The sequence below is a fragment of the Paracoccus sp. P2 genome, assembly GCF_046335115.1.
In the GTDB taxonomy this organism is placed as follows: domain Bacteria; phylum Pseudomonadota; class Alphaproteobacteria; order Rhodobacterales; family Rhodobacteraceae; genus Paracoccus; species Paracoccus pantotrophus.
Genome location: NZ_JBGOSN010000003.1, coordinates 118,340 through 134,204, shown reverse-complemented (window position 1 = coordinate 134,204; position 15,865 = coordinate 118,340). Strand labels below are relative to the sequence as shown.

Sequence of the window (15,865 nt, the reverse complement as noted above, 5' to 3'; positions counted from 1 at the left end):
GCATAGCATACCACGGCATGCCGATTGCCAATCCGCGCCATCGGGCCTAGAACCCCCGCAACACCGTGAGGGAGCATGCCATGACCAAGACCACCCGCACCGAGACCGACAGCTTCGGCCCGCTGGAGGTGCCTGCCGACAAGTATTGGGGCGCCCAGACCCAGCGCTCGATCCAGAACTTCCCCATCGGCTGGGAGCGCCAGCCGGTGGCGATCATCCGCGCCCTGGGCGTGATCAAGCAGGCCGCGGCCGAGGTGAACATGGCCAGCGGCAAGCTGGACCCGGCGATCGGCAAGGCGATGGTGCAGGCGGCCTCGGAAGTCGTCGCCGGCCGGTTCGACGACAATTTCCCGCTGGTGGTCTGGCAGACCGGCTCGGGCACGCAGTCGAACATGAACGCCAACGAGGTGATCTCGAACCGCGCCATCGAGATCCTGGGCGGCGAGATGGGCTCGAAGAAGCCGGTCCATCCGAACGACCATGTGAATATGGGTCAAAGCTCGAACGACACATTCCCGACCGCGATGCATGTCGCCATCGCCATGCAGGCGCGCGACGTGCTGCTGCCGGGGCTGGAAAAGCTGCACAAGGCCCTGGTCGCGAAGTCCGAGGAGTTCAAGGACATCATCAAGATCGGCCGCACCCATACCCAGGACGCGACGCCGCTGACGCTGGGCCAGGAATTCGGCGGCTATGCGCATCAGGTCGCCAAGGGCATCGAGCGGGTCAAGCTGGCGCTCGGCGACATCTACGAGCTGGCGCAGGGCGGTACCGCGGTCGGCACCGGGCTGAATACCAAGAAGGGCTGGGACACGGCGATTGCCGCCCAGATCGCCGAGATCACCGGCCTGCCCTTTGTCACCGCGCCGAACAAGTTCGAGGCGCTGGCCGCGCATGACGCGATGGTGTTCTTCTCGGGCGCGCTGAAGACCGTGGCCGCCGCGCTGTTCAAGATCGCCAATGACATGCGCCTGCTGGGTTCGGGCCCGCGCTCGGGCCTGGGCGAGCTGATCCTGCCCGAGAACGAGCCGGGCTCGTCGATCATGCCGGGCAAGGTGAACCCGACCCAGGCCGAGGCGCTGACCATGGTCTGCGCCCATGTCATGGGCAACGACGCCGCCATCGGCTTTGCCGGCTCGCAGGGCCATTTCGAACTGAACGTCTACAACCCGATGATGAGCTACAACGTGCTGCAATCCATGCAGCTTCTGGGCGACGCGGCGGGTTCGTTCACCGACAACATGGTCGTGGGCACCCAGGCGAACATCCCCCGCATCGAGAAGCTGATGAAGGAATCGCTGATGCTGGTGACGGCGCTGGCGCCGACCATCGGCTATGACAACGCGACCAAGGTGGCCAAGACCGCGCATAAGAACGGCACCACGCTGCGCGAGGAGGCGATCGCGCTGGGCTTCGTCGATGGCGAGACCTTCGACCGCATCGTCCGCCCCGAGCAGATGATCGGCCCGGAAGACTGATCTTGGCCGGGTCTGGTTCAGGCAAGGTCGTGAACCTGCGGGCGGTGCGCAAATCCGCCGCCCGCGATGCCGCCCGCCGGCAGGGCGACGAGAATGCGGCGAAATTCGGCCGCAGCAAGGCCCAGAAGCTTGCCGAGCAGGACGCCGCCGCCCGCGCTGCCCGGCACCTGGACCAGCATCGCAAGGGACCGGAGCCGGGCGATGACTGATCTGCCGCTGCCGCCGATGTCCGCGCCGGTGAAGCGCTCGATCACCATCGGCGGGCATCGCACCTCGGTCAGCCTCGAAGACGCCTTCTGGCGCGAGCTGCGCGACCTGGCCCGTGCCGGGGGACGCACCACCGCCGCGCTGATCGCCCAGATCGACGCCGCCCGCCCGCCCGAGGTGGGGCTGGCCACCGCCCTGCGGCTCTATGTGCTGGCCGAGATCGTCAAGAATCGGGCGTAATGCTTGCGGCCTGGGCCCTGGCTGACTAAAAGCCGCAGCACATATCCAAATTTTCGGGAAATACCATGGCAGGCCATTCCAAATGGGCCAATATCCAGCATCGCAAGGGCAAGCAGGACAAGCTGCGCTCGAAGCTGTTTTCGAAACTGGCCAAAGAAATCACCGTCGCCGCCAAGATGGGCGACCCTGACCCCGACAAGAACCCGCGCCTGCGCCTTGCGGTGAAGGAAGCCAAGTCGAACTCGATGCCGAAGGACGTGATCGACCGCGCCATCAAGAAATCGCAGGGCGGCGATGCCGAGAGCTATGACGAGATCCGCTACGAGGGCTATGGCCCGAACGGCATTGCCATCATCGTCGAGGCGATGACCGACAACCGCAACCGCACCGCGTCCAACGTGCGCAGCTATTTCACCAAATACGGCGGCGACCTGGGCCAGACCGGCTCGGTCAGCTTCATGTTCGACCGCAAGGGCGAGATCATGTATCCCGCCAGCGCCGGCGATGCCGACACGGTGATGATGGCCGCCATCGAGGCCGGGGCCGAGGATGTCGAGAGCGACGAAGACGGGCACTGGATCTATACCGCGGACACCGACCTGGCCGAGGTCTCGAACGCGCTGGAGGCGTCCCTGGGCGAATCCGAACATGCCAAGCTGATCTGGAAGCCGCAGGCGCCGACCGAGATCGACCTGGAGACGGCGCAGAAGCTGATGAAGCTGATCGACGCGCTGGAAGAGGACGACGACGTGCAGAACGTCACCGGGAATTTCGACATTCCCGAGGATGTGGCGGCGCAGCTTTGATTGCCTGCCTCCGGCGGGGGTATTTAAGGAACAGAGAAATCAGGGTCGCAGTTCGGCTGCGGCCCTTTTTCTGATCGCGGCGGTCAGGGGGGCGAGGGCGGGCGCCATGGCGCGCTGGACGTGCCAGTAGAGCGCCACGTCCAGCGGCATGTCGGGGAGCAGCGGTCGCAGCCGGCCCTGCGCCAGGGCCGGGGCGGCCATGGCCTCGGGGATCATGCCCCAGCCGAGGCCGAGTTCGACTGCGCGGGCGAAGGGTTCCGAGGCCGGGATCCGGTGGCCCGGCAGGTGCAGCCGTTTGCCGGTGGCCTGTTCGGCCCAGCGGGATTGCAGCGCGTCCTTGGCGTTGAAGATGATCGCCGGGGCGGCGCGCAGGCTGGCCTCGGTCACGCCGTCGGGGAAATGCCGGGCGCGGAAACCGGGCGCGGCCAGCGCCAGGTAGCGCATGGCGCCCAGGGGCAGCGCGTCGCAGCCCGGCACCGGGTCGGGGTCGGAGCTGATCGCGGCAGAGACCTGGCCCTGGCGCAGCCAGTCGCGGGCATGGTCCTGGTCGTCCAGCACCAGGTCGTAGAGCGCCGGCAGCGCCGCCATCACCGGCAGGAACCAGGTCGCCAGGCTGTCGGCATTGACCGCGAGCCGCAGCACCGCCGGTCCGGGCGGGCGCAGGCCGGCGGCGAGCGTGGTTTCCAGCAGCCGCACCTGGTCGAGATGCTGCATCAGCCGCAGCCCGGTTTCCGTGCCGCGGGCCGGCGGGCCGCGATGGACCAGCACCTGACCCAGCCGCTCCTCGAGCCCCTTGATGCGCTGCGACACCGCCGAGGGGGTGACGCCGAGCGCCGCCGCCGCCGCCTCGAAACTGCCGCGGCGGATGATCTCGGCCAGCACGGCCAGGGCGGCATAATCGAGCATTAAGGCAACCTTAAGTCACGTAATGATTTTAAATTTGCCTGAAGGAACGCGCCGGGGCAAGACGCGGGCAAAGGAGAACCGCATGCAGGCCTATTTCGCCGGTCTTGGCACCGCCCTGTCGTTGATCGTCGCCATCGGGGCGCAGAACGCCTTCGTGCTGAGGCAGGGGTTGATGCGCCGGCATGTGCTGGCGACCTGTGCCTTTTGCGCCATCTCGGATGCGGTGCTGATCACCGCGGGGGTGCTGGGCGCCGGCGCCATCGCCGCGCAGGCGCCGTGGTTCCTGGCGGCGATGCGCTGGGGCGGGGCGGCCTTCCTGCTGGCCTATGGCGCGCGCGCCTTTCGCGCCGCCTGGCGCGGCGGCGAGGCGCTGCGGGCCGGGCCGGGCCATGCGGCGGGGCTGGGCGCGACGCTTCTGGTGCTGGCGGGGCTGACCTGGCTCAACCCGCATGTCTGGCTGGATACGGTGGTGCTGATCGGTTCGGTCTCGGCGGCTTGGGAGAACAAGCCGGGCTTCGTCGCCGGCGCGGTCTCGGGCTCGGTGCTGTTCTTTTTCGCGCTGGGTTACGGGGCGCGCTGGCTGTCGCCGCTATTCGCGCGGCCGGCGGCCTGGCGGGTGCTGGACGGGCTGGTGGGCCTGGTGATGTGGTCGATCGCCCTGGGCCTGCTGCTGGGCGGCTGAGCCTTGCGCTGCCCGTGCCGGCAGGGCATGGCTGTGGGATGAGCAGGACAACCCATTCCCTTGCGCGCGGCGACCTGCCGGGCATCCTGTGGATGCTGACGGCGGGGCTGTGCTTCGTCGCGGTCAACGGCACGGTGCGCTGGCTGGGGCAGGCGCTGCCGGCGGCGGAGGGCGCCTTCATCCGCTTCGCCTTTGGCTTGCTGTTCCTGGTCCCGGCGCTGGGGCCGGCGCTGCGGCAGGGCTTCGCCCCGCGCATCTGGGCGCTTTTCGCGCTGCGCGGCGGGCTGCATGTGCTGGCGGTGATCCTGTGGTTCTATGCCATGGCCCGCATCACCGTGGCCGAGGTCACCGCCATCGGCTTTCTCAACCCGGTCGTGGTTACGCTGGGCGCGGCACTGCTGATGGGTGAGCGGATCTCGTGGCGGCGCGGGCTGGCCATCGCCGTGGCGCTGGCGGGGGCGATGATCGTGCTGCGGCCCGGCATCCGCGCGCTGGAGCCGGGCCACCTGGCGCAGCTGGGCGCCGCGGTGATCTTTGGCGGCTCCTACCTGGTGGCCAAGCGGCTGTCGGAGCTGGTGCCGGCCTCGGTCGTGGTGGCGATGATGTCGCTGACGGTCTGCATCGGCCTGGCGCCGGTCGCGGCGCTGGTCTGGGTGCCGCCGACGCTGGCGCAATGCGCGGTGCTGGCCTGCACCGCCTTTTTCGCCACCGCGGGGCATTACGCGATGACGCGTGCCTTTGCCGCCGCGCCCCTGACGGTGACGCAGCCCGTCACCCTGCTGCAGCTGATCTGGGCCAGCCTGCTGGGTGCGCTGGCCTTTGCCGAGCCGGTCGACCTGTGGGTGCTGGTCGGCGGCGCCATCATGATCGGCGCCATCAGCTATATCACCTGGCGCGAGGCGCGGCTGCGGCGCCCCACCATCACCCCGCCGGCCGAGGCGACGCGGGAAAGCTAGGCCGGCTGTTCCAGCGCGCCGCCGGCCTGGCCGCGCCGCACCACCAGGCGCGACATGATGCCCTGGCGTGTCACCCGGCCGCCGCCCTGCAGGGGCAGCATCTCGGCGCCGGTTTCGGTCATGGCCCGGATGACCTCGCGCACCGGGGTCTGGCGGTCGATGGGGAGGCCCGCGGCCTCGCCCGGTTCGGCCATGTCCTCGGCCCGCAGCACCGCCAGCGGGTTCATGTGGGCGACGAAATCCTCGACATAGGCATTCGCCGGATGGGCGATGATCTCGCGCGCGGTGCCGACCTGGACGATGCGGCCGCCCTCCATCAGCGCGATGCGGTTGCCGATGCGGAACGCCTCGTCGAGGTCGTGGCTGACGAAGATGATGGTGCGGCGGAACCGCTGCTGCAATTCCAGCAGTTCGTCCTGCAGCCGGTTGCGGATCAGCGGGTCCAGCGCCGAGAAGGGCTCGTCCATCAAGAGGATCGGCGCCTCGGTGGCGAAGGCGCGCGCCAGGCCCACGCGCTGCTGCATGCCGCCCGACAGGTCGCCCACCTTGCGCTCGGCCCAATCAGCCAGGCCGACGGTGGCCAGCTGCGCGTCGACGCGGCGGCGCCGTTCGGCCGCGGGAATGCCGGCCAGTTCCAGTCCCAGCCCGACGTTCTCGCGCACCGAGCGCCAGGGCAGCAGGCCGAATTGCTGGAAGACCATGGCGATGCATTCGCGGCGCAGCCGGCGCAGCTCGGTGCCCGAGGCCTTGGTCACCGAGGCCATGGCCTTGCCGTCCCAGATCCGCACCTCGCCCCGGCAGACCGGGTTGAGCCCGTTCACCGCCCGCAAGAGCGTGGACTTGCCCGAGCCGGAAAGGCCCATCAGCACCAGGATCTCGCCCTCGCGCACGGTCAGCGAGCAGTCGTGGACGCCCAGAACCTGGCCGGTCTCGGCCTTGATCGGGCCGCGCTCCAGGCCCTGGTCCATCAGCGGCAGCGCGGCCTGGGGCGCGTCGCCGAAGACGATATTCACCTTGTCGAACTCGACCGCGTTATGCGCGGCTTGCCTGGCCTCAGTCATGGCGCCCCCTGACCCGCAGCATCCGGTCCAGCATGATGGCGACCACCACGATGATGAAGCCGCTTTCGAATCCCAGCGCCGTGTTCACGCTGTTCAGCGCCCGCACCACCGGCACGCCCAGCCCCGAGGCGCCGACCAGCGCCGCGATGACGACCATGGACAGCGACAGCATGATGGTCTGGTTCAGCCCGGCCATGATCTGCGGCGTGGCGCTTGGCAGTTCGACCTTCCACAGCAGTTGGCGCGGGGTGGCGCCGAAGGCGGTGGCGGCCTCGACCAGCGCCCGGGGCGTCGAGGAGATGCCCAGATGCGTCAGCCGGATCGGCGCCGGCAGCACGAAGATCACCGTGGCGATCAGGCCGGGCACCATGCCGATGCCGAAAAAGACGATGGCCGGGATCAGGTAGACGAAGGTCGGCAGCGTCTGCATCAGGTCCAGCACCGGCCGCATCCAGGCGTAAAGCCGCGGCCGGTGCGCGGCGGCGATGCCCATGGGCACGCCGATCGCCATGCAGACGACGCAGGCGGCAAGCACCAGGGTCAGGGACTGCATGGTCTCTTTCCAATAGCCCTGGTTGAGGATGAACAGGAAACCCATCGCGACCAGCAGGCAGGTCTTCCAGCTGCGCTGCAAGGCCCAGGTCAGGGCCACGGCCAGCAGGGTGAAGACCAGCGGATGCGGGAATTCCAGCAGCTTCAGGATGCCGCCGATCAGCCCCTCCAACAGCCGCGAGATGGCGTTGAAGACCACGGCGGCATGGGCGTTGAGCCAGTCGAAGATCGCCTTGGCGGTCCGGCCCACCGGGATCTTGGTCCCCGTCAGGAATGCGGTCAGTTGGTCCATGCGTCCCTTTCTTTCTGCCGTGCGGGATCGTCGGGTCTGTAGGGCGGCCTTGCGCCGAAGGGTCGGAGCGCGGCACGGCCCGGACATGCCGTCCCGGCCAGGGTAGAGAAAACCGTCCCATGAGCTAGGCGGTGCGGGCAGGGGCGTCCCCGCCCGCCCGGCGCTTGTTCGGCCCCTATTCGGACAGCACCTTGTCCAGCGCAGCCTGCGCATCGCCGCCATCGGCGGCGGTGACGCCCGCGATCCAGGGTTGGGCCGCTTCCGGGTTGGCGCGGAGCCATTTCAGCGCCGCATCGGCCGGCTGCATGCCGTCGTTCAGGATCAGGCCCATGACCTCGTTCTCCATGGGCAGGCTGAATTCCAGGTTTTGCAGGAACTTGCCGACATTCGGGCAGGCCTCGGCATAGCCGGCGCGGGTATTGGTATCGACGCGCGCGCCGCCGAAATCGGGGCCAAAGACCTCGTCGCCGCCGGCCAGGTAGGTCATTTGGAACTGGCTGTTCATCGGATGCGGCTCCCAGCCCAGGAAGACCACCGGCTTGCCGGCGGCGTCGGCGCGCGCGACCTGCGCAAGCATGCCCTGTTCGCTGCTTTCCACGACCTCGAAGGTGCCGAGGTCGAACTTGTTCTCGGCCACCATCTCCAGGAGCAGGCGGTTGCCGTCATTGCCCGGCTCGATGCCGTAGATCTTGCCCTCCAGCGCATCCTTGTGCCCGGCGATCTTGCCGAAATCGTCGATGCCCAGCTCGGCGCCGGCCTTGTTCGTCGCCAGCGTGTATTTCGCCCCGGTCAGGTTGGTGCGCAGGATGTCCACGGTGCCCGCCTCGCGATAGGGGGCGATGTCGGCCTCCATCGTCGGCATCCAGTTGCCCAGGAACACGTCCACGTCGTCGGTGGAAAGCGCGGTATAGGTCACCGGCACCGACAGGATCTTGGTTTCGGTCTGGTATCCCAGCGCCCCCAGCACGGTCGAGGCCAGCGCGGTGGTGGCGCTGATGTCGGACCAGCCCACATCCGAAAAGACGACCTTGCGGCACTCCATCGGCTCTTGTGCCGCAGCGATGCCGGCCGTGGCGAGCGAGGCGACCAGCCCGGCGGCAAGAGCTGCAGCGGTGCGGCGAAATGTCATCTTTATCTCCCTGGTTCGTTGACGGGTGCGTTGATTAAGGCTTTCATTGATTGACGAGTCAATCAATGATCTGCCAGATACGGGTCTCTTGCACGAAATTTTCCAACGGAATTGCACCATGGTGTCCTGTCATGCCCAAGCTTGGCGCTGAACCTATCCGAAAAGCGGCGCTGATCAACGCCGCGATTGCCACAGTGGGCCGGGCGGGCTCGCTGGACGTGACCGTGGCGCAGATCGCGCGCGAGGCGGGCATGTCCTCGGCGCTCGCGCATCACTATTTCGGCTCGAAGGAGCGGATCTTCCTGGCGGCGATGCGGCATATCCTGGCACAATACGGTGCCTCGACCCGCGCCGCGCTGCGGGGCGCGGAAACGCCGCAGGAGCGGCTCAGCGCCATCATCGCCGCCAGTTTCGACGGTGCGAATTTCGAACATGATACCATCGCCGCCTGGCTGAACTTCTATGCGCTGGCGCTGGTCGAGCCCGAGGCGGCGCGGCTGCTGCGGGTCTATCACCGCCGGCTCGCCTCGAACCTGCTGACGGCCCTGCGGCCGCTGGCCGGGGCGGGGGCCGAGCGCATCGCCCGCACGCTGGGGGCGCTGATCGACGGGCTTTACCTGCGCGCGGCGCTGTCCAACGAGGCCGATGCCGCCGCCGCCGAACGAACCACGCTGGATTATCTGGAGAAGGTGCTGCCATGAGCCATGACGCGCAACCGCAGGCGAGCCTTTACATCGACGGCGCCTTCGTCGAGGGCGAGGGCGAGTCCTTGCCGGTGCATTACCCCTATACCGGCGAGGTCATCGCGCATCTGCGCGCGGCGGCCCGCGACCAGGTGACGCGCGCCACCGCCGCCGCCGCCGCCGCGCAACCCGCCTGGGCGGCGGCTCGACCGGTCGAGCGCGGCCGGGTGCTGGTCCGGGCGGCGCAGATCATCCGCGAGCGGGCCGAGGAACTGGCGCGGCTCGAAACTCTGGATACCGGCAAGCCGATCCAGGAGACGCGGGTGGCCGACTGGCCCTCGGGCGCTGATGCATTGGAATATTTCGGCGGGCTGGCGCCGACCGTCACCGGGCAGGCGATCCCGCTGGGCGGCGATTTCGTCTATACCATCCGCGAGGCACTGGGGGTCTGCGCCGGCATCGGTGCCTGGAACTATCCCAGCCAGATCGCCTGCTGGAAGGCGGCGCCGGCCTTGGCCATGGGCAATGCCATGGTCTTCAAGCCCAGCGAGGAAACCCCGCTGGGCGCGCTGAAGCTGGCCGAGATCCTGGCCGAGGCCGGGCTGCCGCCGGGCATCTTCAACGTGGTGCAGGGGCGGGCCGAGGTCGGCGCGGCGCTGGTGACGGATCCGCGGGTCGCCAAGGTCTCGCTGACCGGCTCGGTCGCGACCGGGCAAAGGGTCTATGCCGCGGCGGCCGAGGGCATGCGGCATGTCACCATGGAACTGGGCGGCAAATCGCCGCTGATCGTCTTCGACGATGCCTCGCTGGACGATGCGGTCGGCGCGGCGATGCTGGCGAATTTCTATTCCTCGGGGCAGATCTGCTCGAACGGCACCCGTGTCTTCGTGCAGCAGGGCATCCTGCCCGCCTTCCTCGACCGGCTGGCCGAGCGGGTGGCCCGGATCAGGATCGGCGATCCGCTGGACGAGGCGACCCTGCACGGTCCCATCGTCAGCCCGGGCCAGGCGGCGAAGATCCGCGAGGCCATCGCCCGCGGCTGCGCCGAGGGCGCGCGGCTGGTCTGCGGCGGGCCGGGCGAGGGCGCCTTTGTCCCGCCCACGGTCTTTGCCGATGCCTCGGATGACATGTGGATCGTGCGCGAGGAGATCTTCGGCCCGGTCATGTCGGTGCTGGGCTTCGCGACCGAAAAGGAGGCGGTCGAGCGCGCCAATGCCTCGCCCTACGGGCTGGCGGCGGGGGTGTTCACCCGCGACCTGGCGCGCGGCCACCGGGTCGCGGCCGCCCTGCAGGCCGGCACCACCTGGATCAATGCCTATAACCTGACCCCGGTCGAGGCGCCCTTCGGCGGCGTCAAGCTGTCGGGGATCGGGCGCGAGAACTCGGCCGCGGCCATCGAGCATTATTCGCAGCTGAAATCGGTCTATGTCGGCATGGGAGGGGTCGATGCACCCTATTGATCGGCGTGGCGCCCGCGGCGCGGTGGGCATGGGTATTGGGAAAACGGAAAGAGCCGCGGCGGCGGCGCAGGGGGGGCAGGCGTGATCCCGGATTATGTGATCGTGGGCGCCGGCTCGGCCGGTTGCGCGCTGGCTTACCGGCTGGTGATGGCCGGCAAGCGGGTGGACATCGTCGAATATGGCGGCAGCGATGTCGGACCCTTCATCCAGATGCCGGCGGCGCTGTCCTATCCGATGAACATGCGCCGCTATGACTGGGGGTTTTCGTCCGAGCCCGAGCCGCATCTGGGCGGTCGGCGGCTGGTGACGCCGCGCGGCAAGGTGGTCGGCGGCTCGTCCTCGATCAACGGCATGGTCTTCGTGCGCGGCCATGCCCGGGATTTCGACTTCTGGGCGGAAAGCGGCGCCGACGGCTGGGCCTATGCCGACGTGCTGCCCTATTTCAAGCGCATGGAGACCTCGCATGGCGCGGTCAGCGACTATCGCGGCACCGAGGGGCCGCTGCATGTGACCCGCGGCTCGCGCAAGAACCCGCTGTTCAACGCCTTTATCCGGGCCGGGCGCGAGGCCGGCTATCCGACCACCGAGGATTACAACGGCGCCCGGCAGGAGGGTTTCGGCGCCATGGAGGCGACGATCTGGGAAGGCCGGCGCTGGTCGGCCGCCAATGCCTATCTGCGCCCGGCCCAGGCGACCGGCCGGCTGCGGCTGCGCCGCGGACTGGCGCGGCGCGTGGTCTTCGAGGATGGCCGCGCGGTCGGCGTCGAGGTTCGAAATACCCGTGGCGTCAATGTGTTCCGAGCGAAACATGAGGTGATTCTTTCGGCAAGCTCGATCAACACGCCGAAGCTGCTGATGCTCTCGGGGATCGGCCCGGCGGACCATCTGCGCGAACATGGCATCGAGGTCCGGGCGGACCGGCCTGGCGTGGGCGCCAATCTCCAGGACCACCTGGAGATCTACATGCAATATACCGCGACCCAGCCGGTCACGCTTTACAAGCACTGGAACCTGTGGGGAAAGGGCTCGATCGGGGCGCAATGGCTGGCGACCGGGACGGGCCTGGGCGCCTCGAACCAGTTCGAGAGTTGCGGCTTCATCCGCTCGGCCGCGGGCGTGGAATATCCCGATATCCAGTATCACTTCCTGCCCTTGGCCGTGCGCTATGACGGCCGGGCGGCGGCCGAGGGGCATGGCTTCCAGGTCCATGTCGGGCCGATGCGCTCGAAATCGCGCGGCACGGTGCGGCTGCAATCCGCCGATCCCAAGCAGGCGCCCGAGATCCGCTTCAACTACATGTCGCACCCGGATGACTGGGCCGAGTTCCGCGCCTGCGTGCGGCTGACGCGCGAGATCTTCGCCCAGCCCGCCTTTGCCGCCTACAAGGGCCACGAGATCCAGCCCGGCGAGGGCGTCGTAAGCGACGATCAGATCGACGCCTTCGTCCGCGACCATGCCGAATCGGCCTTTCACCCCTGCGGTACGGCGCGGATGGGCGCGGTGGACGACCCCTTGGCGGTGGTGGACCCGGAACTGCGGGTGATCGGGGTCGAGGGGCTGCGCGTCGCCGACAGCTCGGTCTTTCCGCGCATCACCAACGGCAACCTGAACGCGCCCTCGATCATGACCGGCGAGAAGGCCGCCGATCATATCCTGGGCCAGGGCATGCTGGCGCCGCTGAACCTGGGCCCGGAAATGGCGCCGGATTGGCAGATCGCCCAGCGTTCCGCCTAGTTCAGGGCTTCCTCGGGGTTTTCAGCAGGTCGGCAAGCCCGGCGAAGGGCTTGCGGACCCCCTCCTCGGGCGCGGTTTCGGGGGCGTCGAGCGCCGCCCCCTCGGCGCGCGGGTAAAGCGGCAGCGCCAGGGCCAGCGCCTCGGTCATGATCGCCTCGATGTCGATGAACTGGCCCAGGGGCTCCAGATCCTCGTCGGGCATCTCGACCTCGTCGCCTTCGGGGGTGCCGGCATGGGGCGAGAAGACGCGGTGCAGGGTTTCGCGCAATTCGGTCTCGACCGGGGCCAGCGTCACCACGCAGGGCTGCACGACGCGGGCCGAAAGCGTCCCCGTCACCTCCCAGGCGTCGCTGGCCACGGCGCGGATGCGGCCGGAAAAACCCAGCCGGGGCAGGGCGATCAGCCCCAGTTCCGCCGCCAGCGCCCGGCGGGCGGGCGCGGCGGGGGCCAGCGCGAAATCGGTCGGCTGGCGCGGGTTCAGATGGGCCACCCGGAACCGGGTCTGCGGGGCTTTGGAATCGGTCATCGGTGGCCTTTCGCGGGCAAAACCGCCCTTGGTCTGGATATTCTTGAGCGTGGGGCATGAGTTTGCTAAGCCGGTCGCGCGGCGTCAACAGGCGCGTAAGAGGGCAGAGAGAAGATGAAGATTTCCCGGCGGCAGCTTATGGCTTTTGCACTGACCGCATCTCTGGGCCTTTCCGCCTGCCAGGCCACCTATCGCAACCACGGCTATATCCCGCCCCAGGAGCAATTGGCCCAAGTGGTCGTCGGCCAGACCTCGCAATCCGATCTCGAGGGGCTGATCGGCCGGCCCTCGGCGCAGGGGCTTCTGACCGGCTCGGCCTGGTATTACGTGGGGTCGCGCTGGCAGTTCTATGGCCCGCGCGAGCCGCGCGAGGTTGACCGCCAGGTGGTCGCCATCAGCTTTTCCGACAGCGGCGTGGTCAGCAATATCGAGCGCTTCGGGCTGGAGCGGGGACAGGTGGTGGTGCTGTCGCGCCGCGTGACCGATACCGGTGTGACCAGCCTGGGCCTGATCCGCCAGCTTCTGGGCAATGTCGGCCGCGTGCAGGCCGGGGATTTCCTGGGCGATTGACAGGAACCGGGCGCCCACCGGCGCCCTTTTCCGTTTCAGCCGGGTTCCGGCACGAAGCGCAGCGCCACGCCGTTGATGCAATAGCGCAACCCCGTCGGCGGCGGACCGTCGGGAAAGACATGGCCCAGATGCGCGTCGCAGCGGTGGCAGCGCACCTCGGTGCGGATCATGCCGTGGCTGGTGTCGCGATGCTCGTCGATCTGGCCCGCCGGGCTGGGGCGGGAAAAGCTGGGCCAGCCGCAATGGCTTTCGAACTTGGCGTCGCCCTCGAACAGCCGCGCGCCGCAGCAGGTGCATTCGTAATGCCCCGGTCCCTGCGGAAAGCCCGGATGCGAGAACGGCCGCTCGGTCCCTGCCTGCCGGGTCACGCGATAGGTTTCGGGGTCCAGCTCTGCCTGCCACTCCGCGTCGCTCTTGATGATCCGTTCCGACATCTTGGCCCTTCAATCCTGCCATGCTGCTGTTACAAGATAGGCGCAGAACGGTTGTTAACAAGTCGGAGCGGGGCCGGTTCACGGGCCGGGCGGGAACGCCATGATGTTACTCAACAAGGGCCGCTACCAGGTCGGCTTTGCCGAAGGCGCAGCCGAGATCCGCGAGGCGCAGCGCCTGCGCTGGCTTTGCTTTCTGGGCCGGCGCGGCGATGGCGGGGGCGCATCGCTGCTGGATGCCGACGATTACGACGACCGTTGCAGCCATGTGCTGATTCGCGACAAGGCCGGCGGCGGGCTGGTCGCCTGCTTCCGCATGCTCACCCTGTCCGGCGGGGCCGAGATCGGCGACAGCTATTCGGCGCGCTACTATAACCTGTCGCGGCTGCGCGATTTCCGCGGCCCGATGGTCGAGATCGGCCGCTTCTGCATCCACCCGCAATGGCGCGACCCCGACATCCTGCGCCTGGCCTGGGGCGCGCTGGCCCGGCATGTCGACGACGCGCGCATCGAGATGCTGTTCGGCTGCTCCAGCTTTGCCGGCACCGACATCCACGGCTACGAGGATGCCTTCGCCATGCTGCGCGAGCGGCACCTGGCGCCGAAATGCTGGCTGCCGCGGGTCAAGGCACCGCAGGTCTTTCGCTTTGCCCGCGCGCTGCGGCTGCGCCAGGCGGATCCGCGCCGGGCGATGGCGGCGATGCCGCCGCTTTTGCGCTCATACCTCGCCATGGGGGGCTGGGTCAGCGATCATGCGGTGGTGGACCGGCAGATGGATACCTTGCATGTCTTCACCGGGCTGGAGATCGGGGCCATTCCCCCGGAACGGGCGAAACTGTTGCGTGCGGCCGGGGCGTAAGGGCGGCTTTGCATCCGCCGGCGAAACCCCCTATCTGCGCAGGCATGAGCGACAGATTCCATTTCACCGTCCAAGCCACCGACGGCCGCGCCCGCAGCGGCGTGATCCAGACGCCGCGGGGCGAGATCCGCACCCCCGCCTTCATGCCGGTGGGCACCGCCGCCACGGTCAAGGCCATGCTGCCCGAATCGGTGCGCGCCACCGGTGCCGACATCCTCTTGGGCAATACCTATCACCTGATGCTGCGGCCGGGTGCCGAGCGCATCGCCCGGCTGGGCGGGCTGCACAGGTTCATGAACTGGCCGCGGCCGATCCTGACCGATTCGGGCGGTTTCCAGGTCATGTCGCTGTCCAGCCTGCGCAAGCTGACCGAGGAAGGCGTGACCTTCTCCAGCCATGTCGACGGCTCCAAGCACCACCTCTCGCCCGAGACCAGCATGGAGATCCAGCGCCTGCTGGGCTCGGACATCGTCATGGCCTTCGACGAATGCCCGGCGCTGCCCGCCTCCGAGGAGGTGGTGGCGAAATCCATGCGCATGTCGATGCGCTGGGCGCAGCGCAGCCGCGACGCCTTCGGCGACCGGCCCGGCCACGCGCTGTTCGGCATCATGCAGGGCGGCGTCACCCGCGAGCTGCGCGAGGAATCGGCCGAGGCGCTGAAGGCGATCGGCTTCGACGGCTATGCCATCGGCGGGCTGGCCGTGGGCGAGGGGCAGGAGGCGATGTTCGGCGTGCTGGACTATGCGCCCGGCTTCCTGCCCGAGGACAGGCCGCGCTACCTGATGGGCGTGGGCAAGCCCGACGACATCGTCGGCGCGGTCCTGCGCGGCGTGGACATGATGGATTGCGTGCTGCCCTCGCGCTCGGGTCGCACGGGGCAGGCCTGGACCCGGCGCGGGCAGGTCAACATCAAGAACGCGCGCCATGCCGACGATCCGCGTCCGCTGGACGAGCATTGCACCTGCCCGGCCTGCGCCGGCTACAGCCGCGCCTATCTGCACCACGTCTTCCGCGCCGGCGAAATGATCTCGGGCATGCTGCTGACCTGGCACAACCTGCATTACTTCCAGGAACTGATGGCCGGGCTGCGTGACGCCATCGCGAGCGGCACCCTGGCCGGTTTCGTTGCCCGATTCGAGGCAATGCGGGCACAGGGCGACATCGAACCGCTCTGAAACGCCGGGTCGTGCCTTGAATTTCGGCGAACCTTCGATAATCCCCAAGGGAATCGCCGGCGGAAGGACCGCCCCCCGAAGGAACCCTATGCCCGCAAAAGCCACGAACGATCAAAAG

Annotated in this window: 18 protein-coding genes; 12 read left to right on the top strand and 6 right to left on the bottom strand. The window is 68.4% G+C overall.

Features of this window, described 5'->3' with window-relative positions; translation table 11 throughout:
• The first annotated feature begins 80 nt into the window (after nt 1–80).
• The 4 genes from fumC to ACDP63_RS03010 all read left to right on the top strand — a co-directional run bounded on the left by fumC (nt 81) and on the right by ACDP63_RS03010 (nt 2,731).
• A complete protein-coding gene (gene fumC, locus ACDP63_RS03025) occupies nt 81–1,478 on the top strand; it encodes a class II fumarate hydratase (RefSeq protein WP_024843304.1) in 1,398 nt (465 codons plus the stop codon).
• A gap of 2 nt (nt 1,479–1,480) precedes the next feature.
• A complete protein-coding gene (locus ACDP63_RS03020; protein WP_024843303.1) occupies nt 1,481–1,687 on the top strand; it encodes a DUF4169 family protein in 207 nt (68 codons plus the stop codon).
• Nucleotides 1,680–1,925 carry a ribbon-helix-helix domain-containing protein gene (locus ACDP63_RS03015; protein ID WP_231486621.1) on the top strand — a complete coding sequence of 82 codons (246 nt, stop codon included), beginning with the start codon at nt 1,680–1,682 and terminating at the stop codon, nt 1,923–1,925. The genes ACDP63_RS03020 and ACDP63_RS03015 overlap by 8 nt, the downstream gene beginning before the upstream one ends.
• Nucleotides 1,926–1,990: 65 nt before the next feature.
• Nucleotides 1,991–2,731, top strand: coding sequence for a YebC/PmpR family DNA-binding transcriptional regulator (locus tag ACDP63_RS03010; protein ID WP_024843301.1), 741 nt, complete (start codon nt 1,991–1,993; stop codon nt 2,729–2,731).
• A 39-nt stretch (nt 2,732–2,770) separates the two neighbouring features.
• Here ACDP63_RS03010 and ACDP63_RS03005 read toward each other — a convergent pair whose 3' ends face one another.
• Nucleotides 2,771–3,637: a LysR family transcriptional regulator ArgP gene (locus ACDP63_RS03005; protein WP_024843300.1), complete on the bottom strand. Its 867-nt coding sequence runs from the start codon at nt 3,635–3,637 to the stop codon at nt 2,771–2,773.
• Nucleotides 3,638–3,719: 82 nt separating this feature from the next.
• On the opposite strand from ACDP63_RS03005, the gene ACDP63_RS03000 reads away from it, so the two are divergent.
• Together ACDP63_RS03000 and ACDP63_RS02995 are read left to right on the top strand one after the other, a co-directional pair.
• The gene (locus tag ACDP63_RS03000) at nt 3,720–4,319 is read left to right on the top strand and encodes a LysE/ArgO family amino acid transporter (RefSeq protein ID WP_024843299.1); all 600 of its coding nucleotides are present in this window, start codon (nt 3,720–3,722) and stop codon (nt 4,317–4,319) included.
• Nucleotides 4,320–4,357: 38 nt separating this feature from the next.
• Nucleotides 4,358–5,275 (top strand): DMT family transporter, encoded by a 918-nt coding sequence (locus tag ACDP63_RS02995; protein WP_024843298.1) that lies wholly within the window; start codon nt 4,358–4,360, stop codon nt 5,273–5,275.
• Here the strand turns inward: ACDP63_RS02995 and choV are convergent.
• From choV to choX, 3 genes are all read right to left on the bottom strand, one after another.
• A complete protein-coding gene (choV, locus tag ACDP63_RS02990; RefSeq protein ID WP_024843297.1) occupies nt 5,272–6,336 on the bottom strand; it encodes a choline ABC transporter ATP-binding protein in 1,065 nt (354 codons plus the stop codon). The two genes, ACDP63_RS02995 and choV, sit on opposite strands and share 4 nt — an antisense overlap.
• Entirely contained in the window at nt 6,329–7,180 is an 852-nt protein-coding gene (gene choW / locus ACDP63_RS02985) for a choline ABC transporter permease subunit (RefSeq protein WP_024843296.1), read from the bottom strand. Before choW ends, choV begins: the two co-directional genes overlap by 8 nt.
• Nucleotides 7,181–7,355: 175 nt before the next feature.
• The gene (gene choX / locus ACDP63_RS02980) at nt 7,356–8,309 is read right to left on the bottom strand and encodes a choline ABC transporter substrate-binding protein (RefSeq protein ID WP_024843295.1); all 954 of its coding nucleotides are present in this window, start codon (nt 8,307–8,309) and stop codon (nt 7,356–7,358) included.
• A gap of 131 nt (nt 8,310–8,440) precedes the next feature.
• On the opposite strand from choX, the gene betI reads away from it, so the two are divergent.
• The 3 genes from betI (at nt 8,441) to betA (ending at nt 12,186) form a co-directional block, all read left to right on the top strand.
• A complete protein-coding gene (gene betI, locus ACDP63_RS02975; RefSeq protein WP_024843294.1) occupies nt 8,441–9,010 on the top strand; it encodes a transcriptional regulator BetI in 570 nt (189 codons plus the stop codon).
• Nucleotides 9,007–10,452 carry a betaine-aldehyde dehydrogenase gene (gene betB / locus ACDP63_RS02970; RefSeq protein ID WP_024843293.1) on the top strand — a complete coding sequence of 482 codons (1,446 nt, stop codon included), beginning with the start codon at nt 9,007–9,009 and terminating at the stop codon, nt 10,450–10,452. The genes betI and betB overlap by 4 nt, the downstream gene beginning before the upstream one ends.
• A gap of 81 nt (nt 10,453–10,533) precedes the next feature.
• Nucleotides 10,534–12,186 (top strand): choline dehydrogenase, encoded by a 1,653-nt coding sequence (gene betA / locus ACDP63_RS02965; protein WP_036764619.1) that lies wholly within the window; start codon nt 10,534–10,536, stop codon nt 12,184–12,186.
• Nucleotide 12,187: 1 nt separating this feature from the next.
• On the opposite strand, the gene ACDP63_RS02960 is transcribed toward betA, so the two are convergent.
• Complete coding sequence (locus ACDP63_RS02960) at nt 12,188–12,712, bottom strand: YceD family protein (RefSeq protein ID WP_024843291.1); 525 nt, start codon at nt 12,710–12,712, stop codon at nt 12,188–12,190.
• A 138-nt stretch (nt 12,713–12,850) separates the two neighbouring features.
• Between ACDP63_RS02960 and ACDP63_RS02955 the strand changes: the two genes are divergently transcribed.
• A complete protein-coding gene (locus tag ACDP63_RS02955; RefSeq protein ID WP_024843290.1) occupies nt 12,851–13,282 on the top strand; it encodes an outer membrane protein assembly factor BamE in 432 nt (143 codons plus the stop codon).
• A 35-nt stretch (nt 13,283–13,317) separates the two neighbouring features.
• Here ACDP63_RS02955 and msrB read toward each other — a convergent pair whose 3' ends face one another.
• On the bottom strand, nt 13,318–13,716 hold the full coding sequence (gene msrB / locus ACDP63_RS02950) for a peptide-methionine (R)-S-oxide reductase MsrB (RefSeq protein ID WP_024843289.1): 399 nt from the start codon (nt 13,714–13,716) through the stop codon (nt 13,318–13,320).
• A gap of 100 nt (nt 13,717–13,816) precedes the next feature.
• Between msrB and ACDP63_RS02945 the strand changes: the two genes are divergently transcribed.
• Together ACDP63_RS02945 and tgt are read left to right on the top strand one after the other, a co-directional pair.
• The gene (locus ACDP63_RS02945; RefSeq protein ID WP_024843288.1) at nt 13,817–14,572 is read left to right on the top strand and encodes a GNAT family N-acetyltransferase; all 756 of its coding nucleotides are present in this window, start codon (nt 13,817–13,819) and stop codon (nt 14,570–14,572) included.
• Nucleotides 14,573–14,616: 44 nt separating this feature from the next.
• A complete protein-coding gene (gene tgt, locus ACDP63_RS02940; protein ID WP_024843287.1) occupies nt 14,617–15,747 on the top strand; it encodes a tRNA guanosine(34) transglycosylase Tgt in 1,131 nt (376 codons plus the stop codon).
• The last annotated feature ends 118 nt before the right edge of the window (nt 15,748–15,865 follow it).

What these genes read in the sequence shown, in the direction of transcription:
- ACDP63_RS02995 (WP_024843298.1), top strand. Translation starts at nt 4,358, where the DNA reads ATGAGCAGGACAACCCATTCCCTTGCGCGCGGCGACCTGCCGGGCATC.
- ACDP63_RS03005 (WP_024843300.1), bottom strand. Translation starts at nt 3,637, where the DNA reads ATGCTCGATTATGCCGCCCTGGCCGTGCTGGCCGAGATCATCCGCCGC.
- fumC (WP_024843304.1), top strand. Translation starts at nt 81, where the DNA reads ATGACCAAGACCACCCGCACCGAGACCGACAGCTTCGGCCCGCTGGAG.
- betB (WP_024843293.1), top strand. Translation starts at nt 9,007, where the DNA reads ATGAGCCATGACGCGCAACCGCAGGCGAGCCTTTACATCGACGGCGCC.
- ACDP63_RS02945 (WP_024843288.1), top strand. Translation starts at nt 13,817, where the DNA reads ATGATGTTACTCAACAAGGGCCGCTACCAGGTCGGCTTTGCCGAAGGC.
- ACDP63_RS03000 (WP_024843299.1), top strand. Translation starts at nt 3,720, where the DNA reads ATGCAGGCCTATTTCGCCGGTCTTGGCACCGCCCTGTCGTTGATCGTC.
- choV (WP_024843297.1), bottom strand. Translation starts at nt 6,336, where the DNA reads ATGACTGAGGCCAGGCAAGCCGCGCATAACGCGGTCGAGTTCGACAAG.
- choX (WP_024843295.1), bottom strand. Translation starts at nt 8,309, where the DNA reads ATGACATTTCGCCGCACCGCTGCAGCTCTTGCCGCCGGGCTGGTCGCC.
- ACDP63_RS02955 (WP_024843290.1), top strand. Translation starts at nt 12,851, where the DNA reads ATGGCTTTTGCACTGACCGCATCTCTGGGCCTTTCCGCCTGCCAGGCC.
- msrB (WP_024843289.1), bottom strand. Translation starts at nt 13,716, where the DNA reads ATGTCGGAACGGATCATCAAGAGCGACGCGGAGTGGCAGGCAGAGCTG.
- ACDP63_RS03010 (WP_024843301.1), top strand. Translation starts at nt 1,991, where the DNA reads ATGGCAGGCCATTCCAAATGGGCCAATATCCAGCATCGCAAGGGCAAG.
- choW (WP_024843296.1), bottom strand. Translation starts at nt 7,180, where the DNA reads ATGGACCAACTGACCGCATTCCTGACGGGGACCAAGATCCCGGTGGGC.
- betI (WP_024843294.1), top strand. Translation starts at nt 8,441, where the DNA reads ATGCCCAAGCTTGGCGCTGAACCTATCCGAAAAGCGGCGCTGATCAAC.
- tgt (WP_024843287.1), top strand. Translation starts at nt 14,617, where the DNA reads ATGAGCGACAGATTCCATTTCACCGTCCAAGCCACCGACGGCCGCGCC.
- ACDP63_RS02960 (WP_024843291.1), bottom strand. Translation starts at nt 12,712, where the DNA reads ATGACCGATTCCAAAGCCCCGCAGACCCGGTTCCGGGTGGCCCATCTG.
- ACDP63_RS03015 (WP_231486621.1), top strand. Translation starts at nt 1,680, where the DNA reads ATGACTGATCTGCCGCTGCCGCCGATGTCCGCGCCGGTGAAGCGCTCG.